The organism is Streptomyces sp. NPDC107562 (genome assembly GCF_055657325.1).
The window spans coordinates 41,521-67,539 of record NZ_JBVKBE010000016.1 but is presented as its reverse complement, the minus strand read 5'-3'; the positions used below and the strand labels follow the sequence as shown (position 1 = coordinate 67,539).

Sequence of the window (26,019 nt, the reverse complement as noted above, 5' to 3'; positions counted from 1 at the left end):
GACGGCCAGGCGCCCGGCACGGCAGCCGCCCGGCAGGGCGCCTCCTTCCACGAGATGTGGCGGGACCTGCTCCCCGTCGGACGGCACCCCGGCACCCGCGGCTACCGCCGCTACGCCTGGACCGGGGCCGACGCCGAGTGCCGGGACTGGTTCCGGGCGCAGGCCGAGGCGCGGGGGCTGCGCTACGAGCTGGACCGCAACGGCAACCAGTGGGCCTGGCTCGGGGACCCCGCCCGAGGGGACGCCGTCGTCACCGGGTCGCACCTCGACTCCGTGCCCGACGGCGGGGCCTTCGACGGGCCGCTCGGGGTCGTGTCGTCGTTCGCCGCGCTCGACGAACTCCGCGGCCGCGGGGTGCGCTTGGCCAGGCCCCTGGCCGTCGTCAACTTCGGCGACGAGGAGGGCGCCCGCTTCGGGCTGGCCTGCGTCGGCTCCCGGCTCGCCGCCGGACAGCTCACCGTCGAGCAGGCGCACCGTCTGACCGACGGCGAGGGGACCACGCTGCCGCGGGCCATGGAGGCCGCCGGGTACGACCCCGACGCCATCGGACCGGACCCGGAACGGCTCGCCCGCATCGGTGCCTTCGTCGAACTGCACGTCGAACAGGGCCGCGCCCTGGACCTGTCCGGCGACCGGGTGGGCATCGCCAGCGCCATCTGGCCGCACGGCCGCTGGCGGTTCGACTTCCGGGGCGAGGCCAACCACGCCGGCACCACCCGGCTCGTGGACCGGCGCGACCCGATGCTGCCGTACGCCGAGACCGTCCTCGCCGCCCGCCGCGAGGCCCACCTCGCACAGGCCGTCGCCACCTTCGGCAAGATCGCCGTCGAGCCCAACGGTGTCAACGCCGTCCCGTCCTTGGTGCGCGGCTGGCTCGACTCCCGCGCCGCCGAGCAGGAGACCCTCGACACCGTCGTCACCGGCATCGAGCGGGCGGCCCGCGAGTACGCCGAGGCGCACGGCGTCGACCTGGACGTCGTACGCGAGTCGTTCACCCCGGTCGTCGAGTTCGACCACGCCCTGCGCGACGAACTCGCCCGCATCCTCGGCAAGGACGCCGGCCTCACGGTGCCGGTCCTCGGCACCGGCGCCGGACACGACGCCGGAATCCTGTCCGGGACGATCCCGACCGCCATGCTGTTCGTGCGCAACCCCACCGGTGTCTCGCACTCCCCGGCCGAGTTCGCCACCGAGGACGACTGCGTGGCCGGAGTGAGCGCACTCGCCGACGCACTGGAAGGGCTGGCCCGCGCGTGACACGGACGTACTGGCTGGAGCACGCCTGGCTCGGCACCCACGTCGAGCCCGGCGTCGCCGTCGACATCGTGGACGGCCGGATCACGGCCGTCCACCAGGACGCCGGGACCCCGCCGCCCGGCGCGGAGATCCTGCGCGGGCTCACCCTCCCCGGCCTCGCCAACGCCCACAGCCACGCCTTCCACCGTGCCCTGCGCGGCGCCGTGCAGGTCGGCTCCGGGACCTTCTGGACCTGGCGCGAGGTCATGTACGCCACCGCCGACCGGCTCACCCCGGACACCTACCACGCGCTGGCCAGGGCGGCGTACGCCGAGATGGCCCTCGCGGGGATCACGGCCGTCGGCGAGTTCCACTACGTCCACCACGCCCACGGCGGCACCCCCTACGCCGACCCCAACGCCATGGGGGAGGCGCTCGTCGCGGCGGCCGCCGAGGCCGGGATCCGCATCACCCTCCTCGACACCTGCTACCTCTCCTCCGGCTTCGGGCAGCCGCCCGACGCGCACCAGCTCCGCTTCTCCGACCGGACGGCGCAGGAGTGGGCCGAACGCTGTGCACTTCTCAAGGAACGGGATCACGCACGGATCGGCGCGGCGATCCACTCCGTACGGGCCGTGCCCGCCGACCAGTTGGCGACCGTCGCCCGGTGGGCCGAGGAGCGGCGGGCCCCGCTGCATGTGCACCTGTCGGAACAGACCGCCGAGAACGACGCCTGCCGGAGGGCGCACGGCCGCACCCCCACCCGGCTCCTCGCCGACCACGGCGTGCTCGGCCCCCGCACCACCGGCGTCCACAACACCCACCTCACCGACGAGGACATCGCCCTGATCGGCGGCAGCGGCACCGGCACCTGCATGTGCCCCACCACCGAGCGCGATCTCGCCGACGGCATCGGCCCGGCCGTGGCCCTCCAGAGGGCGGGCTCCCCCCTCAGCCTCGGCTCCGACAGCCACGCCGTCGTCGACCTGCTCGAAGAGGCGCGCGCGATGGAGCTGAACGAGCGGCTGCGCACCCGCACCCGCGGCCACTGGACGGCCGCCGCCCTGCTGCGGGCCGCGTCGGCGGACGGGCATGCCGCGCTCGGCTGGGCGGACGCGGGCACCCTGGAGCCCGGCGCGCTCGCCGACTTCACGACGGTCGCGCTCGACTCGGTCAGAACCGCGGGGCCGCTGCCCAGGCTCGGCGCCGAGACGGCCGTATTCGCCGCGACCGCGGCGGACGTGCGCCATACCGTCGTGGGCGGGCGGCATGTCGTACGCGACGGGGCGCACACCCTCGTACCCGATGTGCCGCAGGCACTCGCGCGGGCCGTCGACGCCCTGCGTGCCTGACGACCGCCGAACCGAGCCCCCACGAGGACGCCATGAACAGCAGCACCAGCGCCACTCCCGGCGCCACCCCCGGCACCGCTTCGCGGACCAGTCCCAGCGCCACCCCCGGCACGACCACCGCCATCACCAACATTGCCGCACTGGTCACCAACGACCCCTCCCTCGGTGACGGTTCCCCCCTGGGCCTGATCCGGGACGCGGCCGTCGTCATCGACGGCGACCGCGTCGCGTGGACCGGTGAATCAAGCAAAGCACCCGCCACTGACAACCGGGTCGACGCCGGCGGCCGCGCGGTGATCCCCGGCTTCGTCGACTCGCACTCCCACCTGGTGTTCGCGGGCGACCGCACCGAGGAGTTCAACGCCCGTATGTCGGGCCGCGCGTACAGCGCGGGCGGCATCAGGACCACGGTCGCCGCGACCCGCGCCGCGACCGACGCCGCGCTGGAGGCCAACCTCACCCGGCACCTGGCCGAGGCCCTCCGCCAGGGCACCACGACCTTCGAGACCAAGTCGGGCTACGGCCTCACTGTCGAGGACGAGTCCCGGGCCCTGCGCATCGCCGCCGCCCACACCGACGAGGTCACCTACCTCGGCGCCCACATCGTCGCCCCCGACTACGCCGAGGACCCGGCGGCCTACGTCGCCCTCGTCACCGGCGAGATGCTGGACGCCTGCGCCCCGTACGCCCGGTGGATCGACGTCTTCTGCGAGAAGGGCGCCTTCGACGGCGACCAGGCCCGCGCGATCCTCACCGCGGGCAAGGCCAAGGGGCTGCACCCGCGCGTCCACGCCAACCAGCTGACCTACGGCCCCGGCGTCCAGCTCGCCGTCGAACTCGACGCCGCCAGCGCCGACCACTGCACCCACCTCACCGACGCGGACGTCGACGCGCTCGCGGGCGGCTCCACCGTCGCCACGCTGCTGCCCGGCGCCGAGTTCTCCACGCGCGCCGAGTGGCCCGACGCCCGCCGGCTCCTCGACGCGGGCGTCACCGTGGCGCTGTCCACGGACTGCAACCCGGGCTCGTCGTACACCTCGTCGGTGCCGTTCTGCGTCGCGCTCGCCGTACGGGACATGGGGATGACCCCGGACGAGGCGCTCTGGTCCGCCACGGCGGGCGGCGCCCGGGCCCTGCGCCGCGACGACGTCGGCCGGCTGAGCCCCGGCGCCCGCGCCGACCTGGCCGTGCTCGAAGCCCCGAGCCATGTGCACCTGGCCTACCGGCCGGGGGTCCCCCTGGTGACCGAGGTGTGGCGGCGCGGCGTACGCGTGGCCTGACGCCCGCTCAGGCCGGCCCCGCCCGCCACCGCTGGGCGGGGGTCCCGTCGGTGTTGTCCAGCCACCGGAACTCCAGGCCGCCCTCGCCGTCCGGCGTCACCGCCGTGCCCGGATCGACGGCGGGCCGGATGAGCCCGGCGTCGTCGACCACGAACATGAGGTTCTCCGCGTTCCTGCCCTCCACGGACGAGCAGGTCCAGATGCCGACACCCCGGTCGGTGGAGCCCCGGCTGTCCAGGCAGAAGTCCGGGTCGGCGGCCGACTGGAGCACGCCCCGCCCGCCGTCCACCCGCCACAGCTGGGTGGCGGCGCCCGAGCAGGGGGCCGTGACGACGTCCACGCCCTTGTCCAGGTCGCCGTCCCGGATGTCCAGGCACAGCCCCGAGGCGACGTTGACGACCTGCGCGTAGGCGCTGCCCGGCGGGTGAAAGGGCGGCGGCGCGGTCACGGACGGCTTCGGGGGGCGGGTGGCGCGGGGCGGGGAGGGACTCGCCGTCGGGGACGGAGACGTGGACGGCTTCGGTGACTTCGCGGGCCTCGACGGCGTGGCCGAGGGGGACGCGGGGGTCCCCGGCACGGTCGCCGTCACCGTCACCGCGGGCGGCGGCGTGGCGCCGACCTGCTGCGAGTCGCCCCCGCCGGGGGAGTCGGCGGGGGAGAGCAGGAAGAACAGCAGCGGTGCGAGGGCCACCCCCAGCCCCGCCGAGGTCAGCGCGACCCGCCGGGACGGCGCCCAGGCCCGCTCCCGCGCCCCGCGGCCGTCCGCGCCCGGTGCGCCCACAGGCCGCGTCGCGGGCCCGGCGTCCGGTGCGCCGCCGGTCCGCGCCACGTAGGCCGCACCCGCCCACGGCATCAGCCCCTCCGCCAGCGCGGTGCGGGGCGTGTCGCGCAGGGCGGTCAGTTCCTCATGGGCGGTCGTGCAGTGCGGGCAGTGCGTCATGTGGGCGGCCAGGTCGGGACTGTGGCGGGGCGACTGCGGCCGTACCGACTCCTCGATCAGCCGCCGGAAGTCCTGGCAGTCCGGGTCGTCGGAGGCGGCGAGCCGGGACCGCAGCAGGGACCTGCCGAGCGCGCCCAGCGCGGGCTCGGTGCCGTACGTCACGTCCTCGCGGGTGATGCCGAGCAGAACGGCGGTCCGCTCGGCGCTCTCCCGCTCCACGAGGCCGTACCAGATCAGGCCGCGGGTGCGCTCGGGCAGCGTCCGGTACGCGGCGAGCATGGGTGGCAGGGGCCCGTCGGGTCCCGCCGTGTTGAGGACCAGCAGCAGTCCCGCGTCGAGTGCCGCCGAGCGGTCGCCCTCGGCCCAGCTCGCGGCCACCCGGCCGGTCAGCAGCAGGAGTTGGTGCCGCCACGGGGCGGACGGATCGGTGCCGCGTGCCGTCCTGCGGGCCGCCAGGGTGAAGGCCTGCGCCGCCAGTTGGCGGGCCGCCGAGTCGCCGGTGGTGCACAGCCGGGCATAGGTGAGGACCGGCGCCTGGTGACGGGCGCGCAGTTCCTGGAGCGCGGGGTAGGCGGCGGCCGTGCCGGCGCGCAGCAGTTCGGTCAGCCGCGCGTCGGAGGCGTCGGAATGCGCCTCGTGCGCCGCGTCGTTGTCGGTCCCCTCGGGCCGAGCCATTCACCCGCCTCCTCGCGTTCCCGCCGGAGCCGGCCAAGTCGCTGACGTACCGGCCAGTTTGGAGGGTGACCATAGTGGTGGAGCGAGGCCGGTGGGAAAAGGGGTTACCGAGGGTAATGAGGCGGCAGTCGCGGTGGAGTCGCACAGGCGCGTCCGGCGCCCGAGGGCGCCGGACGGAAAGCCTGTGGGTGGGCCGGTCTCACTCCTCGACCGTCAGCCCCTTGCGCAGCCGCCCCAGCGTCCGGGACAGCAGCCGCGACACGTGCATCTGCGAGATGCCCAGTTCCTCGCCGATCTCGGACTGGGTCATGTTGGCGACGAAACGCAGGGACAGGATCTTCCGGTCCCGGTGCGGGAGTTCCGCGATCAGCGGCCGCAGGGACTCGACGTACTCGATCCCCTCGATGCCGTGGTCCTCGTACCCGATGCGGTCCGCGAGGGCGCCCTCGCCGTCGTCCTCCTCGGGCTGCGCGTCCAGCGAGGAGGCGGTGTAGGCGTTGGAGGCGGCCATGCCCTCGACGACCTCGTCGCGGGAGAGCCCGAGCCGCTCGGCCAGTTCCGCCACCGTGGGCGCGCGGTCGAGCTGCTGGGCCAGCTCGTCGCCGGCCTTGGCCAGGTCGAGCCGGAGCTCCTGCAGCCGGCGCGGGACGCGCACGGACCACGAGGTGTCACGGAAGAAGCGCTTGATCTCGCCGATGATGGTTGGCATGGCGAAGGTGGGGAACTCGACGCCCCGGCTGAGTTCGAAGCGGTCGATCGCCTTGATCAGGCCGATGGTGCCGACCTGGATGATGTCCTCCATCGGCTCGCTGCGGGAGCGGAACCGGGAGGCGGCGAACTTGACCAGCGCGAGGTTGAGTTCGACGAGCGTGTTGCGCACGTAGGAGTACTCGTGCGTGCCTTCCTCGAGCGATTCCAGCCGCTCGAAGAGGGTCTTGGACAGGGCCCGCGCATCCACGGGACCGACCTCGTCGTACGGGGGGATCTCCGGAAGTCCGGCCAGTACGTCGTCCTGGACGCCGAGGGCGTCCTCCTGGACCGCGAACGTCTCGCTGTCCTGTGCGATGGGATCCAGATGTTCCGAAGGGAGTGTCGACGTCGCCGTCCGGGTATGCGATGCGTCGAGCCGGGGTGACATGATGTCCTCCATCGTTCTCGGCATATGGCTGCCGAAGCCAGTTACGTGCACTGCGGTGTGCGGCGCCTCCAAAGCCGGCCGTGTCGGTTTACGTGTCCCTACTAGCCCTACCCGCTTTGCCGAACGCTTCGCAAGTGCGTTCTGTGTGTATATGTCCGTTTCTGGGCGGATGTTCGGCTGTCGAAGGGCGTAGGGAAGGCGTAGTGTTCGTGGGCGACAGTCAGCAGCCACGACCTCGGGAGAGAGAGACGGCATGGACCACGGGACGGTCGGCAGCGCACAGTCGGGCCGGCTTCTGGTGGAGGTGCGGGAAGAGGGTTCCAGTGCCGTGGTGACACCGGCGGGTGAGCTCGACCACCACACCGCCGACCTGTTGCGCGAACCACTGGACGCGTGCCTCGCCAAGGGTTTCAGCCGTTTGGTCGTCGACTGCTCACGGCTGGAGTTCTGCGACTCCACGGGGCTGAACGTGCTGCTCGGCGCCCGCCTGAAGGCGGAGGACGCCGGGGGCGGAGTGCACCTGGCGGGCATGCAGCCCGTGGTGGCTCGTGTGTTCGAGATCACGGGAGCGGATGCGGTCTTCACCGTGCACGACACGGTCGAGGCGGCCCTGGCCGGCGAGGGCGATGCCGACTGAGCATCCCGGGTCGTCCCGAAGTAGGGGGTGTTCCCCCGGATCGGTCGGGCAGGAGACATCCTGAACATGTCGTCGGCAAACATGATCGAGCGTGCGGACTGTGAGTACTGAGCACCGACCTATTCGTAACTGAAATCTTGAAACGTGAACTGGTGAATCGGTGAGGTGAAGCGCTGATGAGCACCACCCGGCCCTACTCGCCGGGCGACCGCGGCCCGGAGCCCAGCGGCGCTTCCGGGGCGTCCGAGGGGGGCGTGCCAGGGACCGGGGCGTCCGCAGGGGGCGCGACCGTGTCGTCGGGGGCAGGTCAGGTACGCAGGCTGACCTTCGAGGGCGAGAGCGGCGTCGTGCCGCTGGCCCGCGATTTCGCCCGTCAGGCGCTGTACGCGTGGGGCTGGCTGCCGGCCGCCACCGCGGATCAGCGGGCGGCCGCCGAGGACGTACTGCTCGTCGTCTCGGAGCTGGTCACCAACGCGTGCCTGCACGCGGAGGGGCCGGACGAGATGTTCCTCACGTGCGACAACAAGGTGATCCGGATCGAGGTCTCCGACCGCGGGACGGGGCAGCCCGCGCCGCGGACGCCGCACCGGGCCGGACGGCCGGGCGGGCACGGCATGTTCATCGTGCAGCGCCTCTGCCTGGACTGGGGCGTCGTACGGGCCCCCGGCGTCGCCGGCAAGAAGGTGTGGGCGGAGCTGGGAGCGCCCGCCTAGGGCGTCGCGCATCCCCACACTTCCGACACGCCTCACGTCTTCCTTCCTCAACCCCTCCGGCGTACCTTGACGGCCCGATCTGATGTGCCGTCAGGAAATGAGGGGGCGACGATGTCCACTGTGTCGTACCGGAGACGAACCGCGGCGCTCGCGTCCGCCGCGGCCCTGGCCGGCTCCGCCGTGCTGCTCGCCGCCCCGGCGGCCCACGCCGAGGTCGTCGACGTCGACTACCGGTGCAAGACGCCGATCGGCGACAAGAGCGCCGTCTCGCCCATCGACATCAAGGGCGTCAGGAGCGGATCCGGCTACCGGATCACCATGTCCTGGCAGAAGGGCGTCTCCTCCAGCCCCGTCGAACTCGGCAAGGGCGCGATGAACCCGAGCGCCACCGTCGCGCTCGGCGGCGCCGACAGCGGCACGCTGACCGTGACCGGCCCCGCCAACCAGGCCGCCATCCCCGCCGACGCCCCCATCAAGATCAACGACCTGTCGGGCACCTACACGCCGAAGAAGACCGGCAAGGTCACCTTCACGGCGGGCGTCCTCACCATCAAGGCCCTCGGCACGACGACGACCTGCACCCCGAACAACGACCCGGGGCCGTCCCTCACCTTGGACGTCACCGCCCCGGCCGGCGGGGGAGCGCCCCAGCAGGGCGGCGGCGGCGACTCCGGCGCGGAACTCCCGCAGACCGGCCCCGAGGACTCCGCGATCGCCCTCGGCACGCTCGGCGGAACGGTCCTGCTGGCGGGCGCGGCGGGCGCGCTGTGGCTGACCCGGCGAAGCCAGGCGGCACGCGTGCGCCGCTGAGCCGCCGGAACCGGGCGGTACGCCGCCGACCCACCGGAGTACGACCGCTGGAGCCGCCGTGTCGTGTCCCACCCGTGCCGTGCAGGCCGTCTGTCTCTCGCTCCTCGCCCTGCTGGGCGCCGCCCCGGCGGCGGCCGCGGCGGGCGGGGGCTGGTCCGTCGCGCCCGCCGGGGGCGGCCGTCCCTCCTTCTACGCCGAGGGCGCTCCCGGCGCGGTGCTGCGGGACACGGTCTCCGTGACCAACCGCACACGGCACCCGGTCACCGTCCGCCTGACCGGGACCGGGGTGCCCGTCACCTTCGCCGAGGCCGAGATACGCGTGCCCGCCCGGACCCGCGCGGACGTCCCCTTCACCGTGACCGTGCCCGAGGGGGCCGCGCCCGGTGACCGCACCGGGACGCTCCTGGTGCGGGACGGCGACGGCGGGTCGATGTCCGTCCCCGTGCTGCTCCGGATCGGCGGCCCCGAGTTGTCCGCGCTCACCGTCGAGCGGATCGCCGTACGCGGTGACCGCATCAGCTACGACCTCGTCAACCGCGGCACCACCGATCTCGTCCCCACCCTCTCCGTGCGCGCCGAGGGCGTCTTCGGCACCCTTCTCGACCGCGCCCCGCGCACCCTGCCCGTCGAACTCGCCCCCGGCCGCCGTCTGCACCTGAGCGAACCCTGGCCCGGCCGGCCCGCGCTGGACGCGGTCGACGTACGGCTGACGGTGACCGCTGCGGGCGGGGCACGGGACACCGCGACGGCCTCGGCGCGGTTCGTGCCGTGGGGCGGGGTGGCGGCGGGCGGAGCCGCCCTGGCCCTCGGCGCGGCGGCACCGACGGCCGTCCGGCGGCGAAGGCGCCGCGCGGCACCCGGATCCCTGCCCGAACAGGTCTGTGAACCGGTCGAGTTGACGGGAGTGGCGAGGTGAGGACGCGTTTCCTGGTGCCGGCCTTCGCGGCGCTGCTGCTGCTTGTGCCCCCGCCCGCCGCCGTCGCCGCCGACGGGCCCGGCGTGAAACTGTCCACGTCGCAGGCGGGGACCGGGGGTTCGGTCACCGTGACCGGCAGCGGGTGGCGCGGGCGGGCGCTGCTGATGATCCTCATCTGCGGGCAGTCCGTGCCCTCGCGCGGTGTCGTCGGGGGCACCAACTCCTGCGCCAACGCGGACGGACGGGCCGTCACCACCGACGCCGAGGGCCGCTTCCGCAAGGAACTGCCGGTCGCCGAACCGCCTGTGCCCTGTCCGTGCGTCGTGCACGTCGCCACCGTCACCGGGCCCGAGGCACGGGCCGACGTGATCTTCCAGGTGGCCGGGCACAGCGTCGAACCGCTGCCGACGGAACCGGCGGGCGGGCGCCTGTCGGTGCTCGACGACACCCGGCTGGAGGGCTCCGGCTCCCTGCTGACCTGGTTCGGCGCGCCGCCCGCCCGCACCCTCGTCCTCACCGTCGGCAACGTGGGCACCTCCGCCGTCGTCGACCCCGTCTTCCAGGTCGGCACCGCGCACGGCGTGTTCGCGCCCGAGTGGCAGGAACAGCGGTGGCGGGGCACGATCGCGCCGGGCCGCAAGGCGCAGATCCGGCTGCCGGCCGAACTGGCGGCCGGAGCGCACGGCGACTACACCGTCTCCCTCAAGTACGGCGGGAAGGTCCTCGCCGAGCAGCCCTGGGCCGTGGGCCGGCCCTGGGGCGTGACGCTGTTCTGGATCCTGGCCTGCCTGGTGGTGCCGGCGGCGGTGTTCCGCGCCGGGATGGCCGTGGTGGACCGGGTCGGGCCGCGCAGGCCGGGCGGCGTACGCCGGCGCGGACTCCCCTTGTGGCTGCCCGCCCCGAGCACCCGCCGATCCCCCCGGCCCTCCTCCGACTCGACCCTGCCGTGGTTCACCCCGGACGCGGATCCGGGCACGGCCGGTCGGCTCTCCGCACCGCACGACGACAGCCCGCCGAGTCGTACGACTCCGCTCAGAAAGGGACCCACGTGAGAACGCGAAGGAGAGTCACACCGGCCGCCCTGGCGATGCTGGTGGGTGGTGCCGGGGTGCTGCTCGGCGTGACCGCGGTGCCCGCGCAGGCCGCCGAGGTGTCGTACCGCACGGAGTGCGTCCCGCCGCCCATCTCGGGGCTGCCGCCCGTGCAGGGCACCACGACGGTGGCGGTGACCGCGCCGGCGGCGGCGAAGGTGGGGGAGGAGGTGGAGGTGGTCTGGACGTTCGTGCAGGCGGCCTCCAAGAACCCCGACCTCATCGATCTGCCCGCCGACTCGGTGCAGCCGAGCGGCACCCTGAAGGCGGCCGGGGCCCAGGCCGCGGACATCGCGATGCGGGGGCCGCGGGAGAACCCGCCGATCCCCAAGGGCGGCGCCATGGTGCTGTCCGCGATGAAGGGCACGCTGAAGCTGACGACCCCCGGCGCGGTGACGCTCACGCCCGGCGCGTACGCCATCAACGCGATGTCGACGGACACGAAGTGCGCCCCGCAGGAGGCCGTGCAGGCGGCGGCGACCATCAATGTGACGCCGGCCGACGGCGGTTCGGGGACGGGCAGCCCCACACCGGGGCCCACGGGCAGCGGATCGCCGTCCCCGTCGCCGACCGGCGGTCCGGGGCCCTCGGGCAGTCCTGCGCCCTCCGGTAGCCCCGCTCCCACGACGAGCGGGCAGACCGACTTCACCGGCAAGGAGGTCCAGGTCCCCTACCAGTGCAGGACACCCATCGGTGACAAGGAGGCCACCTCGCCGGTGCAGATCGATGCCCGCAGGAACGGCGGGAGCTTCGACCTGACCGTGCGGTTCAAGAAGTCGGTGATGGACAGCCCGGCCGAGATCCCCGAGGACTCGGTGAAGCCGTCGATGGAGGTGGTGCTCGGCGGGGCCGACACGGGCACGGTCCATGTCGAGGGGCCCACCAACGCCGAGCCGATCAAGGCGGGGGACCCGATCGAGATCCCCGATCTGACCGGGACCTACAAGCCGGGCGCGAGCGGTGAGTCGACCCTGTCGCCGGGTGTGCTGACGGTGGAGGCCCTGGGCACGACCACGACGTGCACCCCGGCGAAGACCGAGGTGTCGCTCACCCTGGACACCACCGAGCAGCCGGGCGGCGCGGCGGGTGGTTCCTCCTCGGGCGGTTCGTCCTCGGGTGGCTCCGCGGCGGGCGGTTCGGCGGGCGGTTCGGCCTCCGGCGGCGGCCTCGCCGAGACGGGCGCCGAGGACGACGCCACGCTCAAGGCCCTCGCCCTGGTCGCCGGCACGGCGGTCCTCCTGGGCGGCGCGGTCTTCACGTTCCTGCCCCGCAGGCCCTGACACACGAGAGGGCCGCCGCACCCGGGAAGGATGCGGCGGCCCTCAAGCCCGCAGGACTACTTCACGTCGCCCATCAGGGCGCGGATCTTGCGGCCGGCCATCATGAAGGCCAGTCCGGCGGCGACGGCGACGACGGCCCACATCGTGTAGTAGGCCGCGTCGCCCAGCGGCGCGTTGAGCTTGGTGGTCCAGCCGTTGAGGGCGTTGCCCGTCGCGGTGGCCAGGAACCACAGACCCATGATCTGGCCCACGAACTGCTTCGGCGCGAGCTTCGTCGACAGGGACAGGCCCACCGGCGACAGGCACATCTCGCCGAGGGTCTGCACCAGGTAGACGCTCAGCAGCCAGAAGACGGTGACCTTGCCCGTCTCGCTGTTCGCGGCGGCGGCGCCGGCCAGGCCCATGATGCCGAAGGAACCACCGATGAGGAGCATCGCCAGGGCGAACTTCATCGGCGTGCTGGGCTCACGGTCGCGCTTGGCCAGCTTCACCCAGAGCGCGGCGAAGATCGGGGCGAGCACGATGACCATGGCCGGGTTCACGGACTGGTACCAGGAGGCCGGGAACTCCCAGCCGCCGATCGTGCGGTCGGTCTTGCCGTCGGCGAAGATCGTCAGCAGCGAGCCGGACTGGTCGTAGATCATCCAGAACAGCACGGCGGTGGCGAAGAACCAGGCGAAGGCCTTGATCTTGGGCTTGTCCTGGCTGCTCAGGGCCGGGTTCCGGTACATCGTCACGAAGTAGACGATCGGCACGACGATGCCGAGGACCGCGAGCACGTTGACGATGTGCTCTATGTCGTACGTGCCCAGCGCGATGTCCAGGACCAGTGCGGCCAGGGCGGCACCGCTCCACAGCACGACCTTGCGCAGCGCGGACCGCTTCTCCTCCGGGGAGGCCGGGGTGCCGGGGTACTTGCCGATGTCACCCAGGTGACGGCCGCCGAGGACGTACTGGATCACGGCGAGGGTCATGCCGACGCCTGCGACTCCGAAGCCGAGGTGCCAGTTGACGTTCTCACCGAGGTAGCCGACGACCAGCGGGGCGAGCATGCCGCCGATGTTGATCGCCATGTAGAAGAGCGTGAAGCCGGCGTCCCGGCGGGCGCTGGACTGACCCTCGTAGAGGCCACCGACCATCGCGGAGATGTTCGGCTTGAGCAGACCGGTGCCGATCGCGATCAGACCGAGACCGCAGAAGAAGGCGATGTCGGAGGGGATCGCCAGGGTGAAGTGACCGAGGGCGATGACGATGCCGCCCACCAGCACGGCCTTGCGGGCGCCCCAGAGGCGGTCGGCGACCCAGCCGCCGGGCATGGCGGCCATGTACACGACCGCGTTGTACACGCCGTAGATCGAGGCGGCCAGGGCCTCGCGACCCTCCAGGGGGCCGTCGAGGACGCCCGCGATCAGATAGAGAACGAGGATGCCGCGCATTCCGTACCAGGAGAAGCGCTCCCACATCTCCGTCAGGAAAAGCGTGGCCATACCGCGGGGGTGGCCGAAGAAGGTCTTCTCGGAGCCGGGGGTGCCCGGGGAGGCCGAGTCCTTCGTCAGGCTGGACGCCATGGTCGATCCTTGCTGGTCGGGACGCGCTCATACAGCGATGCGCGCCCGGTGGGGGTACGGCCGGCACCGGCGGATCGGTCGTCCACCCCACGCCCACGGGGAGTCCGCCCCGGATCACGGAGCGGTGGACGACGCCCACCGGGATCCACGCCGCGGGTGCCTCGATGCGCACGCGGCCCGGCCACAGGTCATTCCTTTCGCGGCCGGCGGGAAGCCGGCCCGCACACAAAAGTGACCTTTGGCGACAGACGTCCGCCAAAGGTCCCCGCGGTGCTACAGGCGTTCAATCACCATACGACAGGACACTGCCGGAAATGGAAGGACTTGAGACACGGATCACAGGTGTCGCGGGAACCGCGATCGCCCTTTCGAAGGTCTTCAGCCGATCTCACGCTACAGACCCAGGTTCGTACCAAAGCACGGCCGGGTAAGAATCCCGGCCTCGCCGTCGCGCCCCGGCCCAGGCCACGGGCGGACTACCATCAGCTCATGACCCGTGTACTGCTCGCCGAGGACGACGCGTCCATCTCGGAGCCGCTGGCGCGCGCACTGCGCCGGGAGGGTTACGAGGTCGAGGTGCGTGAGGACGGACCCACCGCGCTCGACGCGGGCATCCAGGGCGGCGTCGACCTGGTCGTCCTGGACCTCGGGCTGCCCGGCATGGACGGTCTGGAGGTGGCCCGCCGACTGCGTGCCGAAGGCCACACCGTGCCGATCCTGATCCTCACGGCGCGCGCCGACGAGGTGGACACCGTCGTCGGACTCGACGCCGGCGCCGACGACTACGTCACCAAGCCCTTCCGGCTCGCCGAGCTGCTCGCCCGGGTCCGGGCCCTGCTCCGGCGCGGCGCGGCCGAGCCCCAGCAGCCGCCCGCCACCCACGGGGTGCGGATCGACGTCGAGTCGCACCGCGCCTGGATGGGCGACGAGGAGCTCCAGCTCACCGCGAAGGAGTTCGACCTGCTGCGGGTCCTGGTGCGCGACGCCGGCCGGGTCGTCACCCGCGACCAGCTGATGCGCGAGGTCTGGGACACCACCTGGTGGTCGTCCACGAAGACCCTCGACATGCACATCTCCTGGCTGCGCAAGAAGCTGGGCGACGACGCGGCGAACCCCCGCTACATCGCGACCGTACGCGGCGTGGGCTTCCGCTTCGAGAAGAGCTGATCCCGCGCCGGGCTCCCCGGGGTAAGCCGCGGGTAACACACGGGTAAGAGGGACATGCGCCGCCGACTGATCCAGTCCACGCTCGCCGTGGTGCTCGTCGTGATCGCCGTCTTCGGCGTCTCCCTCGTCGTGGTGGAGACCCGCACGATCAGCACCAGCGCCCAGGAGCGGGTCGAGTCCGAGGCGGTACGGCTGACCGGCATCGTCGACAGCCGGATCCTCGGCGACGAGCAGATCACCTCCGAGATCCTCGTCGACCAGGTCGGCGACGAGCGGTACGCGGTGGTCCACATCCCCGGGCAGCCGCCGATCGAGATCGGCCAGAAGCCGTCCGGCGACGTCATCGAGTCGACCCGGCAGGGCGAGGAGGGCGAGACGGTCACCGTCCAGGAGCCGCGCTCCGCGGTGACCCGGGAGGTCGGCCGCACCCTGCTGATGATCGGCGCGGTGGCCCTGCTGGCCGTCATCGCCGCGGTGCTGCTCGCACTGCGGCAGGCCAACCGCCTCGCCTCCCCGCTCACCGACCTCGCGGAGACCGCCGAGCGGCTCGGCTCAGGGGACCCCCGCCCCCGCCGCAAGCGCTACGGCGTCCCCGAGCTGGACCGCGTCGCCGACGTCCTGGACGCCTCCGCCGAACGCATCGCCCGGATGCTCACCGCCGAGCGCCGCCTCGCCGCCGACGCCTCCCACCAGCTGCGCACCCCGCTGACCGCGCTCTCCATGCGGCTGGAGGAGATCACCCTCACCGACGACCCGGCCACCGTGAAGGAGGAGGCGACCATCGCGCTCACGCAGGTGGAACGCCTCACGGACGTCGTCGAGCGGCTGCTCACCAACAGCCGCGACCCGCGCACCGGCTCCGCGGTCACGTTCGACCTCGACGAGGTGATCCAGCAGCAGCTCGCCGAGTGGCGCCCGGCCTACCGCAGCGTGGGCCGCGCGATCGTCAGTTCCGGCAAGCGGCATCTGGAGGCGGTGGGCACACCGGGGGCGGTCGCGCAGGTGCTGGCGGCGCTGATCGAGAACTCCCTGATGCACGGGGGAGGCACGGTGGCCCTGCGCACCCGTGTCACCGGCAACCAGGCCGTGATCGAGGTCACGGACGAGGGCACCGGCGTCCCGGCCGACCTCGGCGCCCGCATCTTCGAGCGTGCGATCAGCGGCCGCAACTCCACCGGCATCGGCCTGGCCGTCGCCCGTGACCTGGCGGAGGCCGACGGGGGCCGCCTGGAGATGCTCCAGACCCAGCCGCCCGTCTTCGGCCTGTTCCTGTCCCGTACGCCGCTGGCCAAGTCGTCGGGCGAGGAGCGGACGGTCCGCTGAGGCGGGCGTGGTCCGCGGCCCCGGAGGTCACACCCGGGCGCGCTGCGGCGGCCGTACCGGCTCGGGGGTCTCCAGGAACGATTCGGCGTCGGCAAGGGCCTCCACCGGCTCCCGTGCGGGCAGCGCCCGGAACACCCAGGAGCGGTAGGACCAGAACCGGAAGAGCGTGGCGACGCCGATGCCGAGGAACTTGAAGACGTTGCTCTGCAGCGGGCTGTCCCAGCCGAAGCCGTACGTCGCGGCGTAGAGCACACCGTTCTCGATCACCAGGCCGACCGCGCTGAACAGCAGGAACAGCGTCAGTTCCCTGGTACGGCCGCTCTTGTCGCGGTCGCGGTAGGCGAAGTAGCGAAAGCCCACGTAGTTGAAGGCGATCGCGACCACCGTCGCGATCACACTGGCGCGCACCACCTGGAGGTCGGTCGCATGCCGTACCAGGTTGAACACGAGGAGGTTGACGAGGAGGCCCGCGCCGCCCACCGCCCCGAATCTCGCGACCTCCCGTACGAGCCTGCGCAGCCCTGCGGAACCACGTCCCATGGTCGTACAGGCCCCCAGTCGGTCGGTTTCGTGAACTCCGCCATGCTAACCACCGCCTTCCCGTGATCGCCTGTGTATGTCCTCACGCCCGCCGAAGAGGCGGAAACCGGCCGACCTGGCGTGGCCGATACCCTAGGGGCGTGACGTTCCCGGTAGTCGGCATGGTCGGCGGGGGTCAGCTCGCGCGTATGACGCACGAAGCAGGCATCCCGTTGGGCATCAGGTTCAAGCTCCTCAGTGACACCCCTCAGGATTCCGCGGCGCAGGTGGTGAGCGATGTCGTGATCGGCGACTATCGCGACCTCGACACGCTGCGTGACTTCGCACGCGGGTGCGACGTGATCACGTTCGATCACGAGCACGTACCCACTGAGCATCTCCGGGCCCTGGAGGCGGACGGCATCCCCGTGCGCCCCGGCCCCGAGGCGCTCCAGCACGCCCAGGACAAGGGCGTGATGCGGGCGAGGCTCGAAGCGATCGGCGTGCCGTGCCCGCGCCACCGCCTCGTGAGCGACCCGCAGGACGTGGCCGCCTTCGCGGCCGAGGGCGAGGGCTTTCCCGTCGTCCTCAAGACCGTCCGCGGCGGCTACGACGGCAAGGGCGTGTGGGTCGTGGACTCCGTCGAGGAGGCCGCCCAGCCCTTCCGCGCCGGTGTGCCCGTGCTCGCCGAGGAGAAGGTCGACTTCGTACGGGAACTCGCGGCGAACGTCGTCCGCTCCCCGCACGGCCAGGCCGTCGCCTACCCGGTGGTCGAGTCCCAGCAGGTCGGCGGCGTCTGCGACACGGTGATCGCACCCGCCCCCGGCCTCGACGAGGCGCTCGCCCTGCGCGCCGAGGAGATGGCGCTGACCATCGCCAAGGAACTCGGCGTCGTCGGTCACCTCGCCGTCGAGCTCTTCCAGACCCGCGACGGGCGGATCCTGGTCAACGAACTGGCGATGCGCCCGCACAACTCCGGCCACTGGTCGATGGACGGCGCCGTCACCTCCCAGTTCGCCAACCATCTGCGGGCCGTCCTCGACCTCCCGCTCGGCGACCCGCGCCCGCGCGCGAAGTGGACCGTGATGGTCAACGTCCTCGGCGGCGACTACCCCGACATGTACTCCGCGTTCCTGCACTGCATGGCCCGGGACCCCAAGCTGAAGATCCACATGTACGGCAAGGACGTGAAGCCCGGCCGCAAGGTCGGTCATGTCAACACCTACGGCGACGACCTCGACGACGTGCTGGACCGCGCCCGTCACGCTGCCGGCTACCTGAGAGGCACGATCACCGAATGAGCCCTGTTGTAGGCATCGTCATGGGGTCGGACTCCGACTGGCCCGTCATGGAGGCCGCCGCCAAGGCGCTCGACGAGTTCGAGATCGCCTACGAGGTCGACGTCGTCTCCGCGCACCGGATGCCGCGCGAGATGGTCACGTACGGCGAGCGGGCCGCGGACCGGGGCCTGAAGGTGATCATCGCCGGTGCGGGCGGCGCCGCCCACCTGCCGGGCATGCTCGCGTCCGTGACGCCGCTGCCGGTGATCGGTGTCCCGGTGCCGCTGAAGTACCTGGACGGCATGGACAGCCTCCTGTCCATCGTCCAGATGCCGGCCGGCGTGCCGGTCGCGACGGTCTCGGTCGCCGGTGCCCGCAACGCCGGACTGCTCGCGGCCCGCATCCTCGCCACCCACGACGAGGACCTCCTCGGCCGGATGCGGGACTTCCAGCAGGAGCTGAACGACCAGGCCACCGAGAAGGGCAAGCGGCTGCGCACCAAGGTCGAGGGCGCGGGCGGCGGCTTCGGTTTCGGCACCTGACGGCGAAGGCCCGTTCGGCACCTCACGCGAAGGACCTTTCGGCAACTGATGGCGACAGACGACAGGGGGGCGGCCATGACCGCACTGGACGAGGCTCGGGAACTGCTGCGCGAGTTCCCGGTGGCCGACGGGCACAACGACCTGCCCTGGGCGCTGCGTGAGCAGGTCCGCTACGACCTCGACGCCCGGGACATCGCCGCTCCCCAGGGCGCCCATCTCCACACCGACCTGCCGCGGCTGCGCGAGGGCGGGGTCGGGGCGCAGTTCTGGTCGGTCTACGTCCGCTCGGACCTGCCCGACGCGGTGCCCGCGACCCTGGAACAGATCGACTGCGTACGGCAGTTGCTCGCGCGCTACCCCAAGGTGCTCGCGCCCGCGCTGACGGCCGGCGACATGGAGGCGGCGCGCGCCCAGGGCCGTATCGCCTCCCTCATGGGGGCCGAGGGCGGCCACTCCATCGCCGACTCCCTCGCGACACTGCGCTCGTTGTACGCGCTCGGCGTCCGCTATCTGACCCTCACCCACAACGACAACGTGGCCTGGGCGGACTCCGCGACCGACGAGCCCGGCGTCGGCGGCCTGTCGGCCTTCGGCCGCGAGGTGGTGCGGGAGATGAACCGCGAGGGCATGCTGGTGGACCTCTCGCATGTCGCCGCCACCACCATGCGGGACGCGCTGGAGACCACCGCCGCGCCGGTGATCTTCTCGCACTCCTCCGCCCGTGCCGTCTGCGACCATCCGCGCAACATCCCCGACGACGTCCTGGAGCGCCTGCCCGCCAACGGGGGCGTCGCGATGGTGACGTTCGTGCCGAAGTTCGTGCTCCAGGCGGCCGTCGACTGGACGGCCGAGGCGGACGCCAACATGCGCGCGCACGGCTTCCACCCTCTCGACGGCACCGCCGAGGCGATGCGGGTGCACCGGGAGTTCGAGGAGCGCACCCCGCGCCCGGTGGCGACCGTGGCCACCGTCGCCGACCACCTGGACCACATGCGGGAGGTGGCCGGCGTCGACCACCTGGGCATCGGCGGCGACTACGACGGCACCCCGTTCACCCCCGAGGGCCTCGACGACGTCTCCGGTTACCCGAACCTCGTCGCGGAACTCCTCCAGCGCGGCTGGTCCCGGTCCGACCTGGCCAAGCTGACCTGGCGGAACGCCGTACGGGTCCTCGGCGCGGCGGAGGACGTGGCCCGCGACCTCCAGTCCACGCGAGGCCCGTCGAACGCGACGATCGAGTCCCTGGACGGCTGAACCGCGAGGCGGGGGAGCGGCAGCGGCCGGGACCGGTCCCATCGGGGGCGCCCGGCGGCTGCCGCCCGGCTCCCCCGAACGCCGCGCCCACCAGGAGCCCCCCGGTGGCCCGTGCGACGGTGGCCGTACAGCGATCGCCCGCGCACGTACGGAGCCCGCCATGGCCGATCTCCAGAACGACCTGCACACCACCGCTGAGATCGGCGACCTCGACGCCCTGACCCTGGACCCCCCGTTCCCGCCGGATCCGTACACCGGCGCGGACGAGCCGGACGCCGACCTGCTGGGCCGGGCGCACGCCCTGCTCGCCGCCCACCCCGTCGCCGACGGCTACAGCGGACTGCCGTGGGCGCTGCGCCATCTGCCCTGGTACGACCTGGAGCTGGGCGAGGCCGCCGTCGACACCGACGTCCCGCGGATGCGGCGGGGCCATGTCGGCGCGCTGCTCTGCTCGCTGCACCTGCCGGAGGGCCTGGCCGCCGACCGGGCCGTCGCCGCCACCCTGGAGCAGCTGGACCTGGTCCGCACGGTGATCGGCAACCACCCCGAGGGGCTGCGCCTGGCCCGCACCGTGGGACAGGTCATCGACGCCCGCCACTGCGGACGCACCGCCGTGCTGCTCGGTCCGGCCACCGCCGCCGCGCTGGACGACTCCGTGAGTCTGCTGCGCGTGCTGCACACCCTCGGCCTGCGCATCGTCACCCTCACCGGCACCTCCTGGGCGAGCGAGGCGGGGCTGACCCGGTTCGGCGAGGAGGTCGTGCGCGAGATGAACCGCCTCGGTGTGCTCGCCGATCTCTCCGGCGCCTCCGAGCGGACCGTCGAACGCGTCCTCGCCGCCTCCAAGTCGCCCGTCCTGTGCACCCGCTCAGGTGCCCGCGCCCTGCGCCCCCACCCCGCCAACCTCCCCGACGAACTGCTCGCCGCGCTGGGCGGGGCGAAGGGCCTGTGCATGGTGCCGCTGACGGCGGAGCAGACCGGGCCGACCATCCGGGACGTCGCCGACCACCTCGACCACGTCCGTGCGGTCGCCGGGCCCGGCAGCGTGGGCCTGTCCGGCACCTACGACGCCGGCTGCGCCCATCCGCGGGAGCTGTCCGACGCCTCCTGCTACCCGCACCTCGTCGCCGAGCTGCTGCGCCGTGGCTGGCCGGAGACCGATCTGGCCCTGCTCACCTGGGGAAATCTCCAGAGGGTGCTGCGTACGGCCGAATCCACCGCCCGCGCGGCCCAGGAGCGACGCGCGCCCTCGACCGCCCGGATCGCGGAGCTGGACGCCTGAGCGGGCGAGGGAAGGGACCGCCGATGTCAGGGTCGCTCGCCGGAAACCGGCTCCCGCCGTCAGTCGTGCTCGATCCGGCAGAGACAGAACGGGTGCCCCGCCGGGTCGGCGTAGACCCGGAAGTCCTTGGTCTCGTAGTTCTGCGCGTCCAGCACCCGGGCGCCCAGCTCCAGCACCCGCTTCTCGGCCTCGTCCACCTCTTCCCAGGTCGACCCGGCGTCGAAGTCGATGTGGAACTGCTGCGGATTGCGGTCCGCGCGCGGCCACTCCGGCGGCGTGTAGTCGTCCACGCGCTGGAAGGCCAGTCCCGGGCCGCCGGGGACCCGCAGGACGACCCACTCGTCGTCCTGCTGCTGCGGGGTGCCACCCAGGAGCCCGGCGTAAAAGCGCGCGAGCGGGAGGGGTTCGGGACAGTCGAGGACGACGAAGCGGAAACGGATTCCGGGTGCCATGGGGTTGCCTTCCGGGTCAGCAGGCGCAGAGGCAGAACGGGTGCCCCGCCGGGTCCGCGTACACACGCCACGTGCGTGAACGGTCCTCGGCGTCCAGCACCCGGGCGCCCAGCGCCAGCACGCCCGCCTCGGCCGCGTCCAGGTCCTCGACCGTGAGGTCCAGATGGAACTGCTGGGAGTCCTCGGCCGACGGCCACTTCGGTGCCGTGAAGCCGGGCGCGGCCTGGAAGGCCAGGTGCGCTCCGCCGGGGACCTTCAGATCCGTCCATTCCCCGTCGCCCTCGACGGTGCCGCCGAGCAGTTCGGCGTAGAAGCCCGCCAGTGCGCGGGGGTCGGGACAGTCCAGGACGACGACGCCGAGCTGTGCGAGAGCCATGACCACTCCTCATGGGTTACCCGTAGGCGGATTCAAGCGGTAACGGTTACCTCATGGTCCCGCAATGGCGGTAACGTCGCAAGCATGAATGCCAGATCGCCCGCGCCCGGCGGCCTCGCCCTGGTGGAGGCCCTGGTCAACAGCGTCGACCTGGAGTCGGGCGACGACGCCCTCGACTCGGCCGAGGGACGGGCCCCGTTCGGGATCGGCGAGCGGGACCTGCCGGAGGTGCGCGCACTGCGCGAGTCGCTGCGTGCCACCTGTCTCGCGCACGCCGGGCACCCGCCGCACCGCGCGGTGACACCCCTCGGCGAACTGCTGGCGCGGGCGCCGCTGTACGTCGCGGTCGACGAGCGGGACGGGTCGGCGCGCCTCGCGCCCCTCGACGGGGGACCGCTGCTGTCACGGGTGGCGGCGGCGGTGGCGCAGGCGCTGACCGAGGGCACCTGGCAGCGGCTCAAGGCCTGTGAACTGCCCGACTGCCACTGGGCGTACTACGACCGCAGCCCGGCCGGCCGGGGTCGCTGGTGCTCCATGTCGGTGTGCGGGGCGCGCGCGAAGATGCGGCGGTACCGGGCGAAGGGCGCCTGAGCGACGGGGCTGTGGTGCAGAATGCGTGAAGGCGCCGGTTCGGCCGACTGAGCCTCGGCCGAACCGGCGTCGCCTTCCGACCCGGCCCGCGCACAGCCGGCCCCCGCGTCACCGCAAGCATCCGGCTGGCGCGGAGCCCGACCTCGCGTCGCCGTGGGGATGCGGCGCGTGCGGGCCCGCTTCGCTTTCCGGTTGGGCTCGCGCGGGGGCAGCTCCCGCGTCGCCGTCAGGGTCCGGCTCGCGCGGGCCCGCGTCGCTTTCCGGTTGGGCTCGCGCAAAGCCCGACCCCGCGTCGTCGGCAGGGTTCGGTTCGCGTGGTGTGCTCAGGCCGTCGGTCGGCCCATCGCTCGGTATGTCCAGCCCGCCCGCCGCCACAGCTCGGGGTCGAGGGCGTTGCGGCCGTCCAGGATGACGCGTGACGTCACGGTCTCGCCCAGCGCCGCCGGGTCCAGCTCGCGGAACTCGCGCCACTCGGTCAGGTGCAGCACCACGTCGGCCCCCTGCACCGCTGCCTGCGCGGAGTCGGCGTACCCCAGCGTCGGGAAGAGCCGGCGGGCGTTGGCCATGCCCTTCGGGTCGTACACCGTCACCTGGCCGCCCTGGAGGTGGATCTGCCCGGCGACGTTCAGCGCGGGAGAGTCACGGACGTCGTCGGAGTCGGGCTTGAACGCGGCGCCGAGCACGGCCACCCGCCTGCCCAGGAAGGAGCCACCGCCGAGCGCCTCCCGCGCCATCTCGACCATCTGTCCGCGCCGGCGCATGTTGATGGAGTCGATCTCGCGCAGGAAGGTCAGCGCCTGGTCGGCCCCCAGCTCACCGGCGCGTGCCATGAACGCCCTGATGTCCTTGGGCAGACAGCCGCCGCCGAAGCCGATCCCGGCCCGCAGGAACTTCCTTCCGATCCGGTCGTCGTACCCGATCGCCTCCGCCAGCTTCAGCACGTCGCCGCCCGCGGCCTCGCACACCTCCGCCATCGCGTTGATGAAGGAGATCTTGGTGGCCAGAAAGGAGTTCGCGGAGGTCTTCACCAGCTCGGCGGTCGGGAAGTCGGTCACCACGAACGGCGATCCCGCGGCGACCGGCGAGGCGTACACCTCGCGCAGCAGCTTCTCGGCCCGGTCGCTGCGCACCCCGACCACGATGCGGTCCGGGTGCAGGGTGTCCTCGACGGCGAAGCCCTCGCGCAGGAACTCCGGGTTCCAGGCCAGCTCGGCGTCCCCGCCGGCCGGGGCGTGCTCGGCGAGGTAGGCGGCGAGGCGGTCGGCGGAGCCCACGGGCACGGTGGACTTGCCGACGACCAGGGCCGGACCGGTCAGATGCGGTGCGAGGGAGGCGAAGGCGGAGTCGACGTAGCTCATGTCGCAGGCGTACTCGCCGTGCTTCTGCGGGGTGTTCACACAGACGAAGTGGACGTCGCCGAACGCCGCCACCTCGGCGTAGTCCGTGGTGAACCGCAGCCGTCCGCTGGATCCCTCGATCCCGTCGACGTGCCTGCGCAGCAGCTCCTCGAGGCCGGGCTCGTACATCGGGACCTCGCCCCGACGGAGCATCTCGATCTTCTCGGGGACCACGTCGAGCCCCAGCACCTCGAACCCGAGCTCGGCCATCGCCGCGGCGTGGGTGGCGCCGAGGTAACCGGTACCGATCACGGTGATCTTGAGGGCCATGGGGGACTCCACTGGGTAGCGTCGGTAGTGCGGGGCCGAGCATAGCTGTCGGTGTCGACGGGCAGTTTTCCCGCTGTCGTCAAGCTCACGTACCCCTGGGCGTGGGCGGACCTCTAAAATTTGGGTTACTTAACGGTAATTAGCGCCAGCAGCATCACAGCGTCTTCCTTGGAGCGTGAGAGACCTTGGCCGGATCGGCTGACTTCGACCTGTACCGCCCGTCCGAGGAGCACGAGATGCTCCGCGACACCGTTCGTGCGCTGGCCGAGGCGAAGATCGCGCCCCACGCCGCCGCGGTCGACGAGGACGCCCGCTTCCCGCAGGAGGCCCTCGACGCGCTGGTGTCGAGCGACCTGCACGCGGTCCACGTGCCCGAGTCGTACGGCGGCGCGGGCGCGGACGCGCTCGCCACGGTGATCGTCATCGAGGAGGTGGCGCGGGTCTGCGCCTCGTCCTCCCTGATCCCCGCGGTGAACAAGCTGGGCTCCCTGCCGGTCATCCTGTCCGGCTCCGAGGCGCTGAAGAAGAAGTACATGACGCCGCTCGCCAAGGGCGACGGGATGTTCTCGTACTGCCTCTCCGAGCCGGACGCCGGCTCCGATGCGGCCGGCATGAAGACGCGCGCGGTCCGCGACGGCGACTTCTACGTCCTCAACGGCGTGAAGCGCTGGATCACCAACGCCGGCGTCTCCGACTTCTACACGGTGATGGCCGTGACGGACCCCGAGAAGCGCTCCAGGGGCATTTCGGCCTTCGTCGTCGAGAAGTCGGACGAGGGCGTCTCCTTCGGCGCCCCCGAGAAGAAGCTCGGCATCAAGGGCTCCCCGACCCGCGAGGTCTACCTCGACAACGTGCGCATCCCCGCCGACCGCATGATCGGCGAGGAGGGCACCGGCTTCGCGACGGCGATGAAGACCCTGGACCACACCCGGATCACCATCGCCGCGCAGGCCCTCGGCATCGCCCAGGGCGCCCTCGACTACGCCAAGGGCTACGTCAAGGAGCGCAAGCAGTTCGGCAAGCCGATCGCCGACTTCCAGGGCATCCAGTTCATGCTCGCCGACATGGCCATGAAGATCTCGGCCGCCCGCGCCCTGACCTACCAGGCGGCCGCCGCCTCCGAGCGCGGCGACGCCGACCTGACCTACCTGGGCGCAGCCGCCAAGTGCTTCGCCTCCGACGTGGCCATGGAGGTCACCACGGACGCCGTGCAGCTCCTCGGCGGCTACGGCTACACCCGTGACTACCCGGTGGAGCGCATGATGCGCGACGCCAAGATCACCCAGATCTACGAGGGCACCAACCAGGTCCAGCGCATCGTCATGGCGCGCAACCTGCCGTAGCCCCGCTTGTGACCGCGGCGTCGGTCGTTCGGCGTATCGGCAGACGAGCCCCCGGAGCGAATCCGGGGGCTTTTGTCGCTTTGCGGGGGCTTCATCCTGTTCCGGCAGCGTCGTATTCGTGGCGAATTGGTGCCGTTCGCCCGATGGCGCGCGCTGGCCGGGAGGCGTACGACGGAAGGGCACGGGGTCCCTCCGGGACCCCTCCCGCCCCCACCCACCCCAGGAGGAGCCATGACCCAGCCCGGAACCATGACGGCGATGAGCAAGGCGATGCAGGACTGCGTGGACGCGTGCATGTCCTGCCACTCGGTGTGCGAGGAGACCATGAGCTCCTGCATGCAGAAGGGCGGTCAGGCGCAGATGCAGATCATGCGCCCGCTGATCGACTGCTCCGAGATGACCCGCATGTGCGCCGACATGATGATGCGCCGCTCACCGCTGTCGGCCGAGATGTGCGCGATGTGCGCCAAGGCCTGCGACATGTGCGCCGAGGCGTGCATGTCCATGCCCGACGACCCGCAGATGATGCGCTGCGCCGAGTCCTGTCGTCGCTGTGCCGACATGTGCCGCGCGATGGCGTAGGCCGC

General features: G+C 72.3%; 25 protein-coding genes. 18 read left to right on the top strand and 7 right to left on the bottom strand.

Going from position 1 to position 26,019, the window contains the following annotated elements; all coding sequences use genetic code 11:
* The first annotated feature begins 54 nt into the window (after window positions 1-54).
* From ACZ7LV_RS32685 to hutI, 3 genes are read left to right on the top strand one after another with little or no spacing between them, the layout of a single operon-like run.
* Complete coding sequence (locus ACZ7LV_RS32685) at window positions 55-1,257, top strand: allantoate amidohydrolase (RefSeq protein ID WP_471944925.1); 1,203 nt, start codon at window positions 55-57, stop codon at window positions 1,255-1,257.
* Window positions 1,254-2,588, top strand: coding sequence for a formimidoylglutamate deiminase (locus tag ACZ7LV_RS32680; protein WP_471944731.1), 1,335 nt, complete (start codon window positions 1,254-1,256; stop codon window positions 2,586-2,588). Before ACZ7LV_RS32685 ends, ACZ7LV_RS32680 begins: the two co-directional genes overlap by 4 nt.
* 32 nt (window positions 2,589-2,620) lie before the next feature.
* Window positions 2,621-3,868, top strand: coding sequence for an imidazolonepropionase (gene hutI / locus ACZ7LV_RS32675; RefSeq protein WP_471944729.1), 1,248 nt, complete (start codon window positions 2,621-2,623; stop codon window positions 3,866-3,868).
* 7 nt (window positions 3,869-3,875) lie between these two features.
* On the opposite strand, the gene ACZ7LV_RS32670 is transcribed toward hutI, so the two are convergent.
* Entirely contained in the window at window positions 3,876-5,483 is a 1,608-nt protein-coding gene (locus tag ACZ7LV_RS32670) for a ricin-type beta-trefoil lectin domain protein (RefSeq protein WP_471944727.1), read from the bottom strand.
* Window positions 5,484-5,682: 199 nt separating this feature from the next.
* Window positions 5,683-6,621 carry an RNA polymerase sigma factor SigF gene (locus tag ACZ7LV_RS32665; protein ID WP_471944725.1) on the bottom strand — a complete coding sequence of 313 codons (939 nt, stop codon included), beginning with the start codon at window positions 6,619-6,621 and terminating at the stop codon, window positions 5,683-5,685.
* 253 nt (window positions 6,622-6,874) lie between these two features.
* Here ACZ7LV_RS32665 and ACZ7LV_RS32660 point away from each other — a divergent pair, with 253 nt between their 5' ends.
* The 6 genes from ACZ7LV_RS32660 (at window position 6,875) to ACZ7LV_RS32635 (ending at window position 12,068) form a co-directional block, all read left to right on the top strand.
* On the top strand, window positions 6,875-7,258 hold the full coding sequence (locus ACZ7LV_RS32660) for an STAS domain-containing protein (protein WP_471944723.1): 384 nt from the start codon (window positions 6,875-6,877) through the stop codon (window positions 7,256-7,258).
* Window positions 7,259-7,434: 176 nt separating this feature from the next.
* A complete protein-coding gene (locus tag ACZ7LV_RS32655) occupies window positions 7,435-7,971 on the top strand; it encodes an ATP-binding protein (protein ID WP_471944721.1) in 537 nt (178 codons plus the stop codon).
* Window positions 7,972-8,091: 120 nt separating this feature from the next.
* Window positions 8,092-8,781 carry an LPXTG cell wall anchor domain-containing protein gene (locus ACZ7LV_RS32650; RefSeq protein ID WP_471944923.1) on the top strand — a complete coding sequence of 230 codons (690 nt, stop codon included), beginning with the start codon at window positions 8,092-8,094 and terminating at the stop codon, window positions 8,779-8,781.
* A 58-nt stretch (window positions 8,782-8,839) separates the two neighbouring features.
* Window positions 8,840-9,697, top strand: coding sequence for a COG1470 family protein (locus ACZ7LV_RS32645; protein ID WP_471944719.1), 858 nt, complete (start codon window positions 8,840-8,842; stop codon window positions 9,695-9,697).
* Window positions 9,694-10,749 (top strand): hypothetical protein, encoded by a 1,056-nt coding sequence (locus ACZ7LV_RS32640; RefSeq protein ID WP_471944717.1) that lies wholly within the window; start codon window positions 9,694-9,696, stop codon window positions 10,747-10,749. The genes ACZ7LV_RS32645 and ACZ7LV_RS32640 overlap by 4 nt, the downstream gene beginning before the upstream one ends.
* A gap of 35 nt (window positions 10,750-10,784) precedes the next feature.
* The gene (locus ACZ7LV_RS32635; RefSeq protein WP_471944921.1) at window positions 10,785-12,068 is read left to right on the top strand and encodes a hypothetical protein; all 1,284 of its coding nucleotides are present in this window, start codon (window positions 10,785-10,787) and stop codon (window positions 12,066-12,068) included.
* A gap of 56 nt (window positions 12,069-12,124) precedes the next feature.
* Here the strand turns inward: ACZ7LV_RS32635 and ACZ7LV_RS32630 are convergent, their stop codons facing one another.
* Entirely contained in the window at window positions 12,125-13,636 is a 1,512-nt protein-coding gene (locus ACZ7LV_RS32630) for a peptide MFS transporter (protein WP_471944715.1), read from the bottom strand.
* 489 nt (window positions 13,637-14,125) lie between these two features.
* Here ACZ7LV_RS32630 and ACZ7LV_RS32625 point away from each other — a divergent pair, with 489 nt between their 5' ends.
* Complete coding sequence (locus tag ACZ7LV_RS32625; RefSeq protein ID WP_141311399.1) at window positions 14,126-14,803, top strand: response regulator transcription factor; 678 nt, start codon at window positions 14,126-14,128, stop codon at window positions 14,801-14,803.
* A gap of 54 nt (window positions 14,804-14,857) precedes the next feature.
* Window positions 14,858-16,126: an ATP-binding protein gene (locus ACZ7LV_RS32620; RefSeq protein ID WP_471944713.1), complete on the top strand. Its 1,269-nt coding sequence runs from the start codon at window positions 14,858-14,860 to the stop codon at window positions 16,124-16,126.
* Window positions 16,127-16,153: 27 nt separating this feature from the next.
* On the opposite strand, the gene ACZ7LV_RS32615 is transcribed toward ACZ7LV_RS32620, so the two are convergent.
* Window positions 16,154-16,666, bottom strand: a complete 513-nt coding sequence (locus tag ACZ7LV_RS32615) for a GtrA family protein (RefSeq protein ID WP_471944711.1) — start codon at window positions 16,664-16,666, stop codon at window positions 16,154-16,156.
* A 140-nt stretch (window positions 16,667-16,806) separates the two neighbouring features.
* Between ACZ7LV_RS32615 and ACZ7LV_RS32610 the strand changes: the two genes are divergently transcribed.
* From ACZ7LV_RS32610 to ACZ7LV_RS32595, 4 genes are all read left to right on the top strand, one after another.
* Window positions 16,807-17,946 carry a 5-(carboxyamino)imidazole ribonucleotide synthase gene (locus ACZ7LV_RS32610; RefSeq protein ID WP_471944709.1) on the top strand — a complete coding sequence of 380 codons (1,140 nt, stop codon included), beginning with the start codon at window positions 16,807-16,809 and terminating at the stop codon, window positions 17,944-17,946.
* Window positions 17,943-18,467, top strand: a complete 525-nt coding sequence (purE, locus tag ACZ7LV_RS32605; RefSeq protein WP_471944707.1) for a 5-(carboxyamino)imidazole ribonucleotide mutase — start codon at window positions 17,943-17,945, stop codon at window positions 18,465-18,467. The genes ACZ7LV_RS32610 and purE overlap by 4 nt, the downstream gene beginning before the upstream one ends.
* A 75-nt stretch (window positions 18,468-18,542) precedes the next feature.
* Complete coding sequence (locus ACZ7LV_RS32600) at window positions 18,543-19,721, top strand: dipeptidase (RefSeq protein WP_471944705.1); 1,179 nt, start codon at window positions 18,543-18,545, stop codon at window positions 19,719-19,721.
* A gap of 160 nt (window positions 19,722-19,881) precedes the next feature.
* Window positions 19,882-21,003: a dipeptidase gene (locus tag ACZ7LV_RS32595; RefSeq protein ID WP_471944703.1), complete on the top strand. Its 1,122-nt coding sequence runs from the start codon at window positions 19,882-19,884 to the stop codon at window positions 21,001-21,003.
* A 59-nt stretch (window positions 21,004-21,062) separates the two neighbouring features.
* Here ACZ7LV_RS32595 and ACZ7LV_RS32590 read toward each other — a convergent pair whose 3' ends face one another.
* Window positions 21,063-21,455, bottom strand: a complete 393-nt coding sequence (locus ACZ7LV_RS32590) for a VOC family protein (RefSeq protein ID WP_471944702.1) — start codon at window positions 21,453-21,455, stop codon at window positions 21,063-21,065.
* Between the two features lie 16 nt (window positions 21,456-21,471).
* Window positions 21,472-21,831 carry a VOC family protein gene (locus ACZ7LV_RS32585; RefSeq protein WP_471944700.1) on the bottom strand — a complete coding sequence of 120 codons (360 nt, stop codon included), beginning with the start codon at window positions 21,829-21,831 and terminating at the stop codon, window positions 21,472-21,474.
* 84 nt (window positions 21,832-21,915) lie between these two features.
* Between ACZ7LV_RS32585 and ACZ7LV_RS32580 the strand changes: the two genes are divergently transcribed.
* A complete protein-coding gene (locus ACZ7LV_RS32580) occupies window positions 21,916-22,422 on the top strand; it encodes a CGNR zinc finger domain-containing protein (protein WP_471944698.1) in 507 nt (168 codons plus the stop codon).
* Between the two features lie 323 nt (window positions 22,423-22,745).
* Here the strand turns inward: ACZ7LV_RS32580 and ACZ7LV_RS32575 are convergent, their stop codons facing one another.
* Entirely contained in the window at window positions 22,746-24,089 is a 1,344-nt protein-coding gene (locus ACZ7LV_RS32575; RefSeq protein ID WP_471944696.1) for a UDP-glucose dehydrogenase family protein, read from the bottom strand.
* A 185-nt stretch (window positions 24,090-24,274) separates the two neighbouring features.
* Here ACZ7LV_RS32575 and ACZ7LV_RS32570 point away from each other — a divergent pair, with 185 nt between their 5' ends.
* Complete coding sequence (locus tag ACZ7LV_RS32570; RefSeq protein WP_471944694.1) at window positions 24,275-25,432, top strand: acyl-CoA dehydrogenase; 1,158 nt, start codon at window positions 24,275-24,277, stop codon at window positions 25,430-25,432.
* 231 nt (window positions 25,433-25,663) lie between these two features.
* Window positions 25,664-26,014: a four-helix bundle copper-binding protein gene (locus tag ACZ7LV_RS32565; RefSeq protein WP_471944692.1), complete on the top strand. Its 351-nt coding sequence runs from the start codon at window positions 25,664-25,666 to the stop codon at window positions 26,012-26,014.
* Window positions 26,015-26,019: the final 5 nt, after the last annotated feature.

Coding starts and splice junctions, on each gene's coding strand:
- ACZ7LV_RS32620 (WP_471944713.1), top strand. CDS start 14,858: ATGCGCCGCCGACTGATCCAGTCCACGCTCGCCGTGGTGCTCGTCGTG.
- ACZ7LV_RS32580 (WP_471944698.1), top strand. CDS start 21,916: ATGAATGCCAGATCGCCCGCGCCCGGCGGCCTCGCCCTGGTGGAGGCC.
- ACZ7LV_RS32590 (WP_471944702.1), bottom strand. CDS start 21,455: ATGGCACCCGGAATCCGTTTCCGCTTCGTCGTCCTCGACTGTCCCGAA.
- ACZ7LV_RS32600 (WP_471944705.1), top strand. CDS start 18,543: ATGACCGCACTGGACGAGGCTCGGGAACTGCTGCGCGAGTTCCCGGTG.
- ACZ7LV_RS32615 (WP_471944711.1), bottom strand. CDS start 16,666: ATGGGACGTGGTTCCGCAGGGCTGCGCAGGCTCGTACGGGAGGTCGCG.
- ACZ7LV_RS32575 (WP_471944696.1), bottom strand. CDS start 24,089: ATGGCCCTCAAGATCACCGTGATCGGTACCGGTTACCTCGGCGCCACC.
- ACZ7LV_RS32635 (WP_471944921.1), top strand. CDS start 10,785: ATGCTGGTGGGTGGTGCCGGGGTGCTGCTCGGCGTGACCGCGGTGCCC.
- ACZ7LV_RS32585 (WP_471944700.1), bottom strand. CDS start 21,831: ATGGCTCTCGCACAGCTCGGCGTCGTCGTCCTGGACTGTCCCGACCCC.
- ACZ7LV_RS32655 (WP_471944721.1), top strand. CDS start 7,435: ATGAGCACCACCCGGCCCTACTCGCCGGGCGACCGCGGCCCGGAGCCC.
- ACZ7LV_RS32665 (WP_471944725.1), bottom strand. CDS start 6,621: ATGTCACCCCGGCTCGACGCATCGCATACCCGGACGGCGACGTCGACA.
- ACZ7LV_RS32565 (WP_471944692.1), top strand. CDS start 25,664: ATGACCCAGCCCGGAACCATGACGGCGATGAGCAAGGCGATGCAGGAC.
- ACZ7LV_RS32625 (WP_141311399.1), top strand. CDS start 14,126: ATGACCCGTGTACTGCTCGCCGAGGACGACGCGTCCATCTCGGAGCCG.
- ACZ7LV_RS32670 (WP_471944727.1), bottom strand. CDS start 5,483: ATGGCTCGGCCCGAGGGGACCGACAACGACGCGGCGCACGAGGCGCAT.
- ACZ7LV_RS32630 (WP_471944715.1), bottom strand. CDS start 13,636: ATGGCGTCCAGCCTGACGAAGGACTCGGCCTCCCCGGGCACCCCCGGC.
- ACZ7LV_RS32685 (WP_471944925.1), top strand. CDS start 55: ATGTGGCGGGACCTGCTCCCCGTCGGACGGCACCCCGGCACCCGCGGC.
- ACZ7LV_RS32660 (WP_471944723.1), top strand. CDS start 6,875: ATGGACCACGGGACGGTCGGCAGCGCACAGTCGGGCCGGCTTCTGGTG.
- hutI (WP_471944729.1), top strand. CDS start 2,621: ATGAACAGCAGCACCAGCGCCACTCCCGGCGCCACCCCCGGCACCGCT.
- ACZ7LV_RS32595 (WP_471944703.1), top strand. CDS start 19,882: ATGGCCGATCTCCAGAACGACCTGCACACCACCGCTGAGATCGGCGAC.
- purE (WP_471944707.1), top strand. CDS start 17,943: ATGAGCCCTGTTGTAGGCATCGTCATGGGGTCGGACTCCGACTGGCCC.